Origin of the sequence: Ottowia thiooxydans DSM 14619 (genome assembly GCF_000422885.1) — a bacterium.
Classification (GTDB): Bacteria; Pseudomonadota; Gammaproteobacteria; order Burkholderiales; family Burkholderiaceae_C; genus Ottowia; species Ottowia thiooxydans.
In genome coordinates, this window is sequence record NZ_AUGX01000051.1 from 1 (window position 1) to 12,080 (window position 12,080).

Genomic DNA, 12,080 nt, shown 5'->3' on the forward strand with positions numbered 1-12,080 from the left:
CGAATTCAGCAGGCGCCCGCTCAAGCGCAAGAAACCTATGTGCAGTGCCAGACCCAGCTTGTGGGCGTTGCTTCGGCGGGCGTTGATGAGCTCGCGCTCAGTACGGCTGTACGTGAAAAACGACTGAAGCTCGAAGGTGCTGATTTCCCTTGGCAGCTCTCGCAGGCCAAGGTAGGTTGTGTGCCAGCTTTGCATCTTGTGTCTCCGGTGATTGGGGCAGACACAATACGCCTGAAAAAGTGAACAGGAAAACCAATGAAATCAAGGGCTTATCAGACCACCCCTACGCCAGTGCTCGATCTCCTACCGTCACTTTTGACAACGAAAACAAATCGACCCCAACATCTACGACCTGATCGTGCGCGCCTACCTGGCGCAGTTCTACCCGCTGCACGAGTACATGCAGACCACCGTGGGCGTCGAGATCGCGGGCGAGAACTTCGCCGCGAGCGGCAAGGTAGTCACGCGCAACGGCTGGCGTGACGTGTACAGCCAGGCCGACGAGGAAGGCGAGAAGGACGAGGACGACGACAGCGGCACGCAGGCCCTGCCGTCGATGGCCCAGGGCGACGCCGTGACCTGCACGGACGCCACCCGCAAGGACGCCAAGACGAAGCCGCCAGCGCGCTTTACCGAGGGCACGCTGATCCGCGCGATGGAGAACATCCACAAGTTCGTCAGCGATGCCGAGCACAAGAAGATGCTGCGCGAGGGCGACGGCATCGGCACGTCGGCCACCCGTGCGTCGATCATTTCCGAGTTGAAGCGGCGCGAGTTCCTGGCCGTCAAAGGCAAGCAGATCATCAGCACGACCCTCGGCCGCAGCGTCATCGACGCGCTGCCCGAGGTTGTGAAAAGCCCGGTGCTGACCGCGCTCTACGAGCGGATGCTGAAAGGCGTCGAGCAGGGCACGGCCGCCCTGGACGCCTTCATCACGAAGCAAGAGACGTTCATCCGCGACCAGGTGGCGAAGGCCAACAGCGGAGCCGTGACCATCGCCGGCGGCAAGGAAGCCGCGCCGGTGTCATCCCTTCACAAGTGCATGGCCTGCGGCAGCGGCTTGTCGCGCCGGCCGAGCAAGAAGAAGGGGCAATTCTGGTGGGGTTGCAGCAACTTCCCCACATGCAAGCAGACCTACCCCGACCTCAAGGGTCGGCCCGACTACAGCAAGGGCCGCAACGGCCCGGCATCCGAATGACCACAGCGAAGGAGATCGACCATGAACGAGCAAACCACCACCAACACCGCCGCCCACGACGAGCCGCTGGCCGTCCTGCCGCCGGTTGACGACGACGCCGCCGGCCGCGAGGCCGTGCGCGAGAAGATGGCCGACGCGCTGACGCCCGGCTTCCAGGTCGAGTTCGACCCCGACGAAGCCGAGCGCGTGGGCGCGTTCGTGGAGGACGCGCTGTCCGAGCAGGACGCCGCCGCGAGCGGCGACGACCTGGTGGAAGTCGATGGCGCGCTGGAGCCGGCATTCCTGGACGACGAAGGCCCGAGCGCCGACATCCCGCCGTTCATCACCACCACGAACGCCCGCGAGCTGTACGACCTGCGGCCCGGCGAGACGGTTGCCCAGGCCGCCGCGCGCAAGGCGTCGGAGGGCTGACCCATGCCGATCACGAAAGCCGAGGCGCAAGGGGTGACGCGGGCTTTCGTCCGCGACTACCCCGGCGCGCTGGAGCTGGCCTACAAGTTCCGCGAGGACGCGGCCGAGCTGTACGGGCCGCGAGCGGCCGAGGTGCCGGCCGACATGAAGGGCGGCTACGTGCCCAAGGAGACGCTGCACGCCGGCCGCGCCTACCGTGGCCGCGTGGACGTGCCCTTGCAGAACGTCGAGAGCGCCGGCGACCTACTGATGACGCTGCGGCACGAGGTGCTAGGCCACTACGGGGCCAACACCTTCGCGCCGGGCGAGAAGCGCGCCTTGCTGGACGGCCTGGCGGCCGCCCGCAACGAACCCACCCTCAAGCCGCTATGGGATGACGTGAACCGGCGCTATGCCGGCCAGTCCCTGGACGTGCGCGCCGAGGAAGTGTTTGCCCTGCACTGCGAGGGCATCGAGCCGAGCCAGCACCAGGTCGCCGACCAGGTGCAGCAGCGCGGCCAACAGTCATTCACGGAAACCTGCATCGCCCGCGTGCGGCCCATGCAGGCCGACGACCTGCACAACATCGTGTGCATGGTCGCCCAGGGCCTGCGCGACCGTTCCCGGACACAGCAGAACTTCCCTCAGTTCAACGAGCTATTCCGAAGGGACGAGAACATGGAGCCGAAGAAGCCGTTTCACGAAGTCGTGGCCGAAAAGCTGATCGAGCAGCTCAAGGCCGGCACCGCACCGTGGCAAAAGCCGTGGGAGCCGGGCGAACCCAACGCCTACCTGCCGATGAACCCGACCACCGGCAAGCGGTACAAAGGGATCAACGCCATCCACCTGATGGCCCAGGGCCGCAGCGATGCGCGCTGGATGACCTACAAGCAGGCCGCCGCCGTGGGCGCGCAGGTTCGCAAGGGCGAGAAAGGCACGCCGGTTCAATACTGGAAGTTCAGCGAAGAGCAAGACAAGCTGGACGACAGCGGCCGGCCCGTCCTCGATGCGAAGGGCCAGCCGGTCAAGGAAACCGTCATGCTGGAGCGGCCGCGCGTGTTCTTTGCGACCGTGTTCAACGGCGAGCAGATCGACGGCCTGCCGCCGCTCCAGCCGAAGAAGGAACAGACTTGGAACGCCGTCGAGCGCGCCGAGCACATCCTGAAAGCCTCGGGCGCGACGATCACCCACGCCGCCGGTGATCGGGCGTTCTACCGCCCTTCGACCGACAGCATCACCCTGCCGGAGCGCGGCCAGTTCCCCAGCTCCGACCGCTACTACGCGACCGCGCTGCACGAGCTGGGCCACTGGACGGGCCACGCTTCGCGCCTTGACCGCGACCTGGCGCACCCGTTCGGGAGCGAGGGGTACGCCAAGGAAGAGCTGCGCGCCGAAATCGCTTCCATGATCGTCGGCGACGAGCTGGGCATCGGCCACGATCCGGGCCAGCACGCCGCCTATGTGGGTTCGTGGATCAAGGCGCTGCAAGACGAGCCGCTGGAGGTGTTCCGCGCGGCCGCCGATGCCGAGAAGATTCACGACTACGTGCTGGCCTTCGAGCAGAAGCAGGTTCAGGAGCAAGACCAGCAGCAGAGCCAGGCCCAGGACGAAGCCGTGGCCCAGGCCCTGGCCGTGGACATTGCCGAAGTCCTGGACAACCCGGACGTGTCTTTCAGCCACTACCAGGCATTCCAGGGCGACACCCTGGAAGACGCCTTGCGCAGCCGTGGCCTCGAAACCGTGGGCAGCATCACCGGCACCGATCCCGAGCAGTTCTACGCGGTCGCGCATGACCGGCTGTCGCCGGTGTTCGGCATCGACCCGAGCCACACCGACACCGACAACGCCTACCTGGAGCGCAAGGGCTTGGCGCAAGAGTTCGCCAACATGGCCGAACAGCTCCACCTCGCGCAGCAGCTCCAGCAGCACGGCGAACAGATCGTGTCGAGCATCGACGCCGAAGCCAGGTGGAGCGACGGCCAGCGCATCTTTGCGTTCCACGACCAGGACGGTGAACCCCACCAGGTTCGCAGCCTGGACGAGCTGAACAACTACGCGCCCGACCAGTTGATGGCCCTGCCGGCGCTGACCCAGCAGCAAGCGGCCGTCGCAGACCAGGAGGCGAACATGACCCCACCGACCAACGACCAGGCGGCCGCCCTGCTGGCCGCCCATCCTGCCGACGCGGTGCAGGGCATCGAGCAGGCCGCCGCCGCGCGCCGGCAGCTCGCCGCCGGCGAGATCGACGGCCAGGCGTTCGCCGACGCGACCCGTCAACACCTTGGCGTTGAGCTGCCGCCCGACTGGAGCGGAGAGCTGCGCATCGTCGGCGTGGCCGAGCAGGACGGCCAGACCGTCGATGCCGCCCAGGCCGGCATCGAGCCGCAGGCGTTCCAGGTCTACGCGCGCAAGGCCGATGCGCAGTTCGGCGAGGACGCCTTTGCCTTCGTCGCCGGCACCCGCACCGAGGGCCAGGCCGAGGCTCTGACCGAGCGCCTGCACCTGGTCGATGCGCTGGGCACCGACAACCAGCACGAGCGCGCCGCCAAGCTGGCCCGCGTGCAGGAAGAGCGTGTACGGCGCGACCCCAACGCGACCGAAGAGGACATTTCAGCCGCTAAAGAGGCACGCAAGACCGCCGAGGCGTCGGCCATGCTCAACGACAGCGACGCGCAGCGCCGCGCGGCCGAGCTGGAGCGCCAGGAACGCGAGCGGCAGCAGGCGCAGCCGCAGGCCGAGAAGCCCGAACGGCAGTACATCAACGTGCCGTACAAGGAGAAGGACGAGGCCAAGAGCCTCGGGGCGCGTTGGGATCGGCAGCAACAGTCCTGGTACGTGCCGCCGGGCACCGATGCCGCTCCCTTCGCCAAATGGGCGCAGGGAGCCGCTACAGCGGCCGTAGAGCCGCGTTCGGCCCAGCCGGCACCCGAAGCCCAGGGCGAGGCGCAGAAGCCCGCGCAGCAGGCCCAGCAGGCCCGCCAGTACCTGGCCGTGCCCTACGAGCAGCGCAACGCGGCCAAGGCCGCCGGCGCGCTTTGGGACAAGGCCGCGAAGTCCTGGTATGTCGGCCCGCGCGCCGACGCGGCGAAGCTCGAACGCTGGAAGCCCGAGAACGTGCAGGCCCAGCAAGGGCCAGCGATGACGCCAAGGGAAGAGTTCGCCGAGGCCATGCGCAGCGCCGGCCTGTTCACCGGCAGCAACGCCCAGGGCGATCACCCGATCATGGATGGCAAGCGGCACCGCGTGCCGGTCGAGGGCGGCAAGAAGGGCGCGCTCGATGGCTTCTACGTGGGCCACCTGGACGGGCACCCGGCCGGGCGGATCATCAACAACAAGACCGGCACGGACATTACCTGGAAGAGCAAGGGCTACGCCTTGAGCGACCAGGAGAAGGCCAAGCTCCAGGCCGAGGCGGCCGAGAAGCTGGCACAGCGAGCCGTCGAGCAGGACAAGGCCCAGGAGGCCACCGCGCAGCGCGTCGGTCGGCAGATGGCCGACCTCGTGCCCATCGAGCAGCCGACGCCCTACCTGCAAGCCAAAGGCATCCAGGCGCAGGCCGGCGTGATGACCGACCGCGAAGGCCAGAAGACCTACATCCCGGCCTTCGACGCAGAGGGCAAGCAATGGACGATGCAATACATCCAGGAGGACGGCACTAAGCGGTTCGCCAAGGACTCGAAGAAGGAAGGATGCTTCCACCCGGTCGGCGGCATGGACGCCCTGGCGGCCGCGCCGGCGCTGGTGATCTCGGAGGGCTACGCCACGGCGGCCCAGGTGGCCGAGGCCGTGGGCCACGCCACGGTCGCCGCCTTCGACAGCGGCAACCTTGAGGCCGTGGCGAAGGCGCTGCACGCCAAGTTCCCGGACAAGCCGATCATCATCGCCGGCGACGACGACCGGCACCTGGTCATGACCCACGGCAACAACCCCGGCCGGGAGAAGGCCGAGGCGGCCGCCCAGGCCGTGGGCGGCAAGGCGATCTTCCCGATCTTCGCGCCGGCCGAGAACACCTACCCGCGCGACTTGCCCGCCATCACGCCCGACAGCTTCAAGACCCACCTGCGCGCCGAGCAGCGCCTTGCCGACGCCGCCGCCGGCAAGGTCGAGCTGGCCGGCGACGAGGCGGCCAAGCTCAAGGCGTCGATGTTGAGCGGCGCGCAGATCGCGGCGCTGTCCACGATGAAGCAGCACACCGACTTCAACGACTTGGCGCACAAGAGCGAGCTGGGCATCGAGGGCGTGAAGCGGCAGATCGGCGCGGCCATCAGCCAGGTGCAGCGCGACGAGCAGCAGCACCAGGAGCAGAAGCACGTCGAGAAAAAGCAACAGCAGATCGAGCAGCGCCCACGGCGGGCCGCTCGCATCGGATAAGTCGAAAAATCCGGCTAAAGTGGCCGAGCTGCACATCAGGCCGCGCGGTTTTCCTCCCTGATCGCCGGCGCGGTTTCTTCCTCCCTGAACCGCATGCAGACTTGCCGCCTCGGACACCCCGAGGCGGTTTTTTTTCGCCTCGCTCGAGCATCGCCGCATCCGACGATGCCGAGACGACCAGGCCGCGCACGTCGAGCTGCAGCATCGCCATTGCCGACGATGGCACCAGGTCGCCGGCGGTGGCCACCGACCTCGAGCTCGCATCGCCACATCCGACGATGCGCGCCGGCGTCGACCATCGCCAGGTCTGACGATGGCGGCCGCCCTGCCCTGGATCTCGCATCGCCATTTCTGGCGATGAGATCCACGGAGCGGCCATTTAGACCCGCCAATAACGACCCGGCCAAGATAATGTTATTTTCAGAAGACGACTGCACCAGTTGATTGGGCGTAACGGCTATTGTGCAGCCCGCTCCTGAAAGCCCAATATCAGAAGTCATCTGCACCAGTCTCGACTATGCTCAATACTCGTGTGCACCAAAGCGAGGTGAGTATGGCGACCGACACCCCACGGATTCCCGAGCAAGGCGTGGCCACTCTGCCTGATGAGGTATGGGAGCGTGCGCGCCGTCGTGCGGAGATCATTGGCCCGTTGGCGCAGTCGGAGACGGTCGGGCACGAAGCGGCCGATATGGCGGCTCAGGCGTTGGGCTTGTCTCGGCGACAGGTGTACGTCCTGATCCGGCGTGCCCGGCAAGGCAGCGGCCTCGTGACTGACCTGGTGCCCGGCCATTCCGGCGGCGGCAAAGGCAAGGGGCGCTTGCCGGAATCGGTCGAGTGCATCATCCGCGAGCTGCTGCAAAAGCGGTTCCTGACCAAGCAGAAGCGCAGCTTGGCAGCGTTTCACCGCGAGGTGGCGCGGGCGTGCAAGGCGCAGAACCTGCGGGTGCCGACGCGCAACACCGTGGCACTGAGGATCGTCGGCCTCGATCCGCTCAAAACCACGCGCCGCCGGGAAGGGCAAGATGCCGCCCGTGACCTGCAAGGTGCCGGCGGTGTACCGCCTGCCCTGACAGTACCGCTGGAGCAGGTGCAAATTGACCACACGGTGATAGACCTGATCGTGGTTGATGAGCGCGACCGGCAACCGATTGGCCGCCCGTACCTGACCATCGCCATCGACGTGTTCACCCGCTGCGTGCTCGGCATGGTCGTCACGCTGGAAGCCCCGTCAGCCGTCTCAGTCGGCCTGTGCCTAGCGCATGTCGCCTGTGACAAGCGTCCCTGGCTGGAAGGGCTGAATGTGGAAATGGACTGGCCGATGAGCGGCAAGCCCAGGCAGCTTTATCTGGACAATGCAGCCGAGTTCAAGAGTGAAGCGCTACGCCGTGGCTGCGAGCAGCATGGCATCCGGCTAGACTATCGCCCGCTCGGGCAGCCGCACTACGGCGGCATCGTAGAACGGATCATCGGCACGGCGATGCAGATGATCCACGACGAACTGCCGGGAACGACCTTCTCCAACCCTGACCAGCGCGGGGAATACGCCTCCGAGAAGATGGCCACCCTGACACTGCGCGAGCTGGAGCGCTGGCTCGCCTTGGCGGTCGGCACCTATCACGGCTCTGTGCACAACGGCCTGCTCCAACCGCCGGCCGCGCGCTGGGCCGAAGCTATCGCGCGGACCGGCGTGCCAACCGTCATCACTCGCGCCACGGCTTTTCTGGTCGATTTTCTGCCCATCATCCGCCGCACGCTGACCCGCACCGGCTTCGTCATCGACCACATCCACTACTACGCCGATGCGCTCAAGCCGTGGATAGCTCGGCGCGACCGCTCGCCTGCGTTCCTGATCCGGCGAGACCCACGCGACATCAGCCGCATATGGGTGCTGGAACCAGAGGGGCAGCACTACCTGGAAATTCCCTACCGTACCTTGTCGCACCCGGCTGTCACCCTCTGGGAACAACGGCAGGCGCTGATGAAATTGCGGCAGCAAGGGCGCGAACAGGTGGATGAGTCGGCGTTGTTCCGCATGATCGACCAGATGCGCAAAATCGTGACCACCGCGCAGAAGACCACGCGCAAGGCGCGGCGCGACGCAGATCGACGCCAGCATCTCAAGGCAACGGCACCGCCTGTCAAAGCCACGCCACCACCGGACGCTGACATGGATGACCAGCAGGCGGACAACCAGCCGCCCGCCAAACCGTTCGACCAGATTGAGGAGTGGTAGCCGTGGAAGAATATCCCATCATCGAGCTGTCCCACCTGCTGCCGGCGGCGCAGGGATTGGCCCGGCTGCCGGCGGACGAGCGCATCCAACGCCTTCGCGCCGACCGCTGGATCGGCTACCCCCGCGCGGTCGAGGCGCTGAACCGGCTGGAAACCCTGTATGCGTGGCCAAACAAGCAACGCATGCCCAACCTGCTGCTGGTCGGCCCGACCAACAACGGCAAGTCGATGATCGTCGAGAAGTTCCGGCGCACGCATCTGGCCAGCGCCGATGCCGACCAGGAGCACATCCCGGTGCTGGTCGTGCAGATGCCGTCCGAGCCGTCTGTGATCCGCTTCTACGTCGCGCTGCTCGCGGCGATGGGTGCGCCATTGCGACCGCGCCCACGACTGCCGGAAATGGAGCAACTGGCGCTGGCACTGCTGCGCAAGGTCGGCGTGCGCATTTTGGTGATCGACGAGTTGCACAACGTCCTGGCTGGTAACAGCGTCAACCGCCGGGAATTCCTCAATCTGCTGCGCTTCCTCGGCAACGAACTGCGCATCCCACTGGTCGGGGTTGGCACGCGCGACGCCTATCTGGCCATCCGCTCGGATGACCAGTTGGAAAACCGCTTCGAGCCGATGATGCTGCCGCTGTGGGAGGCCAACGACGATTGCTGCTCACTGCTGGCCAGCTTCGCCGCTTCGCTTCCTCTGCGGCGACCCTCGTCGATTGCCACGCTGGACATGGCCCGCTACCTGCTCACACGCAGCGAGGGCACCATAGGCGAACTGGCGCACTTGCTGATGGCAGCGGCCATCGTCGCCGTGGAGAGCTGCGAGGAAGCGATCAACCATCGCACGCTCAGCATGGCCGATTACACCGGTCCCAGCGAGCGGCGGCGGCAATTCGAGCGGGAACTGATGTGAAGCCAGCGCCACGCTGGCCACTGCATCCGGCTCCCAGGGAAGGCGAAGCCTTGTCTTCGTGGCTCAACCGCGTGGCCCTTTGCTATCACATGGAGGTGTCCGAGCTGCTGGAGCACGATCTTGGTCACGGTCAGGTTGATGACCTGGACACCGCGCCACCACTGGCGCTGCTGGAGATGCTCTCCCTGCGGAGCGGCATCGAGCCGGATCGGCTGCGTTGCATGAGTTTCGCCGGCTGGGTGCCTTGGCTACTGGACAGTCTTGATGATCAGATTCCAGATGCATTGGAAACCTATGCGTTCCAGCTCTCGGTGCTGCTGCCGAAACTCCGCCGTAGGACGCGATCCATCACGAGCTGGCGTGCCTGGCTGCCCAGCCAGCCGATACATCGCGCCTGTCCGCTCTGTCTGAACGACCCGGCAAACCAAGCCGTACTGCTTGCATGGAAGCTGCCCTTGATGCTGAGCTGCCCGCTGCATGGCTGCTGGCTGGAATCCTATTGGGGCGTGCCTGGGCGGTTTCTCGGCTGGGAGAACGCCGACACTGCGCCGCGCACCGCCAGCGACCCGATTGCAGTGATGGACCGGCGTACCTGGCAGGCACTGACGACCGGCCATGTGGAGCTGCCGCGCCGACGCATCCACGCTGGATTGTGGTTTCGGCTGCTACGCACGCTGCTCGATGAGCTGAACACCCCGCTTTCGGCGTGCGGAACCTACGCGGGGTATCTCCGCCAAGTCTGGCAAGGCTGCGGGCATCCGCTGCGTGCTGGGCAAAGTCTGTGGCGACCGTATGAAACCCTGAACCCGGCAGTACGGTTGCAGATGCTGGAGGCAGCGGCAGCGGCAATCAGCTTGATTGAGGTGAGGGATATAAGCCCGCCAGGCGAGCATGCAAAGCTGTTCTGGTCCGAGCCCCAAACCGGGTTCACCAGTGGTCTGCCGGCGAAAGCGCCGAAGCCCGAACCCGTCAATCACTGGCAACGGGCGGTCCAAGCTATCAGTGAGGCGATCATTGAAGCGCGGCACAACCCCGAGACGGCGCGCTCGCTGTTCGCCTTGGCTTCCTATGGTCGGCGCGACCCAGCTTCCCTGGAACAGTTGCGAGCCACCTTTGCAAAGGAAGGCATCCCCCCGGAATTTCTGTCACATTAGGGGTTTGGGGAGCAATGGAACCAAAAACCAACGTAAGCCCTACCAGCGCCGTTCCGTGCCTTCTTCCCAGGCATCCGCTTCGATAAAGCAGTTGCGCATGTCAGCTTCCTGGCTGATCTCGGTGAGCAAGTCATGCACGGCCTTGTCCAGCTCGTCGTCGCTCCGATACGGAATGACCAACTCGTAGTGGCCAGTCTCCAGCCGCTTCATGCCATAGGGCTCCAGGCAGTAGCGCTCGATGTTCTCCGTGGCCCGCTTCCGGCCGCGCACGAACTTGCTGTTGTTCACTACTGCGAGGCGCAGGGTGACGGTGGCCACCCGCTCGTCGGAGGGCGGCTCTGCCGGCGACGGGACCGTGGGCTGCTGGTCGCGTGACCGGGCGCTCTTCTGGTATGCGCCGATCTCGACACCCCGGTGGCGAAGGTAGCTGTACAGCGTGCTCTTGGAGATATGCAGCTTCTCGCCGATGGCGCTGACGCTCAGGCGGCCCTCGCGGTACAGGGTTTCGGCCGCCATGGCGGTGGCCTCGGCCTTGGCTGGCAGGCCCTTGGGACGGCCACCGATCCGGCCACGCGCCCGTGCGGCCGACAGACCTGCCTGAGTCCGCTCGCGGATCAGCTCGCGCTCGAACTCGGCCAGCGAGGCAAATAGGTTGAACACCAGGCGGCCTTGGGCGTGGGTGGTGTCGATGGGGTCATTCAGGCTCTGCAAGCCGACCTTGCGCTCTGCCAGTTCGCCGACCAGCTCGACCAGATGCTTGAGCGAGCGCCCGAGGCGATCCAGCTTCCAGATCACCACGGCATCACCCGACCGCACGTTGGCCAGCAGTTTGTCCAGTTCCGGCCGGGCGCTTTTCGCGCCGCTGGCGATGTCTTGGTAGATGCGTTCGCACCCGGCCTGTTTCAGGGCATCGACCTGGAGGTCGGCTTTCTGATCCCGAGTGCTCACCCGTGCATAACCGATCTTCATCAAAAGTCCCGTTTACTCGACTGCGTTAGTAATAGTTGAACTTTGATTAAGCGTACCAGTTATTTGAACCGTAGCGCGGGAAGGTTAACGAACCGAGCAATGCTTCGTTAAAGTTTTGCAAAACGAAGGTTTTATCGAACCATTGCATCGCCCTTTGTGATTGGCGTATAAACACACAAACACCTATTAGCGGAGAACGCCATGAATACTATTCGCTGGAATGTCGCCGTCTCGGCCGACACCGACCAGTCGCTTCGGATGTTTCTGGCCAGCCAGGGCGGTGGCCGGAAAGGCGACCTGTCGCGCTTCATCGAAGAAGCCGTACGGGCACACATCCTGGAACTGACGGCCGAACAGGCCAAGGCCGCCAACGCCCACCTGAGTGAGGCGGAATTGACCGACGCGGTTGACGAAGCGCTCGCCTGGGCACGTAATCGCTGATGCGGGTCGTGTTGGATACCAACATCCTGTTCAGCGCCTTGATCTCGCCACATGGCGCGCCCGATGCGATCTACCGTGCCTGGCGCGCTGCACGTTTCGAGGTGGTGACCTCGCGGATGCAGCTCGATGAAATCCGCCGAGCCAGCCGCTACCCCAAGCTTCAGGCCATCCTACAGCCCGCCAAGGTGGGCGCTATGATCAATAACCTGCAACGGGCTGTGGTACTGGAGCGTCTGACCATCGAGGTCGAAGCCGATGACCCGGATGACTCGTTTCTGCTGGCCATGGCCTTGGCAGGCGATGCGGACTACCTGGTAACCGGTGATCGACGCGCTGGCCTGCTGCAACGCGGGCACATCGAACGCACGCGGATCGTCACGCCCGCCCAGTTCTGCGCCGAGGTACTGTGA

Annotated in this window: 10 protein-coding genes; 8 read left to right on the top strand and 2 right to left on the bottom strand. The window is 65.4% G+C overall.

Annotated features, from left to right (window positions below):
* On the bottom strand, positions 1-195 hold a 195-nt coding region (locus G518_RS0124045; RefSeq protein WP_028604702.1), incomplete at its 3' end, for a DUF4158 domain-containing protein.
* A 157-nt stretch (positions 196-352) separates the two neighbouring features.
* On the opposite strand from G518_RS0124045, the gene G518_RS36685 reads away from it, so the two are divergent.
* The 6 genes from G518_RS36685 to G518_RS36690 all read left to right on the top strand — a co-directional run bounded on the left by G518_RS36685 (position 353) and on the right by G518_RS36690 (position 10,260).
* The gene (locus tag G518_RS36685; protein ID WP_281170561.1) at positions 353-1,198 is read left to right on the top strand and encodes a DNA topoisomerase; all 846 of its coding nucleotides are present in this window, start codon (positions 353-355) and stop codon (positions 1,196-1,198) included.
* A gap of 21 nt (positions 1,199-1,219) precedes the next feature.
* Positions 1,220-1,609 (top strand): protein TraD, encoded by a 390-nt coding sequence (locus G518_RS0124055; RefSeq protein ID WP_006122510.1) that lies wholly within the window; start codon positions 1,220-1,222, stop codon positions 1,607-1,609.
* 3 nt (positions 1,610-1,612) lie between these two features.
* Positions 1,613-5,959: a zincin-like metallopeptidase domain-containing protein gene (locus tag G518_RS0124060; protein WP_011114055.1), complete on the top strand. Its 4,347-nt coding sequence runs from the start codon at positions 1,613-1,615 to the stop codon at positions 5,957-5,959.
* Positions 5,960-6,476: 517 nt separating this feature from the next.
* Positions 6,477-8,195 (top strand): Mu transposase C-terminal domain-containing protein, encoded by a 1,719-nt coding sequence (locus G518_RS0124065; RefSeq protein WP_036595897.1) that lies wholly within the window; start codon positions 6,477-6,479, stop codon positions 8,193-8,195.
* 2 nt (positions 8,196-8,197) lie between these two features.
* Complete coding sequence (locus G518_RS0124070; protein WP_028604704.1) at positions 8,198-9,106, top strand: TniB family NTP-binding protein; 909 nt, start codon at positions 8,198-8,200, stop codon at positions 9,104-9,106.
* Positions 9,103-10,260 carry a TniQ family protein gene (locus G518_RS36690; protein WP_036595898.1) on the top strand — a complete coding sequence of 386 codons (1,158 nt, stop codon included), beginning with the start codon at positions 9,103-9,105 and terminating at the stop codon, positions 10,258-10,260. Before G518_RS0124070 ends, G518_RS36690 begins: the two co-directional genes overlap by 4 nt.
* Positions 10,261-10,299: 39 nt before the next feature.
* Here G518_RS36690 and G518_RS0124080 read toward each other — a convergent pair whose 3' ends face one another.
* Positions 10,300-11,229, bottom strand: a complete 930-nt coding sequence (locus G518_RS0124080; protein WP_028604705.1) for a recombinase family protein — start codon at positions 11,227-11,229, stop codon at positions 10,300-10,302.
* Positions 11,230-11,430: 201 nt separating this feature from the next.
* Between G518_RS0124080 and G518_RS0124085 the strand changes: the two genes are divergently transcribed.
* Positions 11,431-11,670, top strand: a complete 240-nt coding sequence (locus G518_RS0124085) for a ribbon-helix-helix domain-containing protein (RefSeq protein ID WP_028604706.1) — start codon at positions 11,431-11,433, stop codon at positions 11,668-11,670.
* Positions 11,670-12,080 carry a putative toxin-antitoxin system toxin component, PIN family gene (locus G518_RS0124090; RefSeq protein ID WP_028604707.1) on the top strand — a complete coding sequence of 137 codons (411 nt, stop codon included), beginning with the start codon at positions 11,670-11,672 and terminating at the stop codon, positions 12,078-12,080. The genes G518_RS0124085 and G518_RS0124090 overlap by 1 nt, the downstream gene beginning before the upstream one ends.

Bases quoted from the DNA above. Each gene is read 5' to 3' on its own strand.
- G518_RS0124065 (WP_036595897.1), top strand. From the start codon at position 6,477: ATGCTCAATACTCGTGTGCACCAAAGCGAGGTGAGTATGGCGACCGAC.
- G518_RS0124060 (WP_011114055.1), top strand. From the start codon at position 1,613: ATGCCGATCACGAAAGCCGAGGCGCAAGGGGTGACGCGGGCTTTCGTC.
- G518_RS0124090 (WP_028604707.1), top strand. From the start codon at position 11,670: ATGCGGGTCGTGTTGGATACCAACATCCTGTTCAGCGCCTTGATCTCG.
- G518_RS0124055 (WP_006122510.1), top strand. From the start codon at position 1,220: ATGAACGAGCAAACCACCACCAACACCGCCGCCCACGACGAGCCGCTG.
- G518_RS0124085 (WP_028604706.1), top strand. From the start codon at position 11,431: ATGAATACTATTCGCTGGAATGTCGCCGTCTCGGCCGACACCGACCAG.
- G518_RS0124080 (WP_028604705.1), bottom strand. From the start codon at position 11,229: ATGAAGATCGGTTATGCACGGGTGAGCACTCGGGATCAGAAAGCCGAC.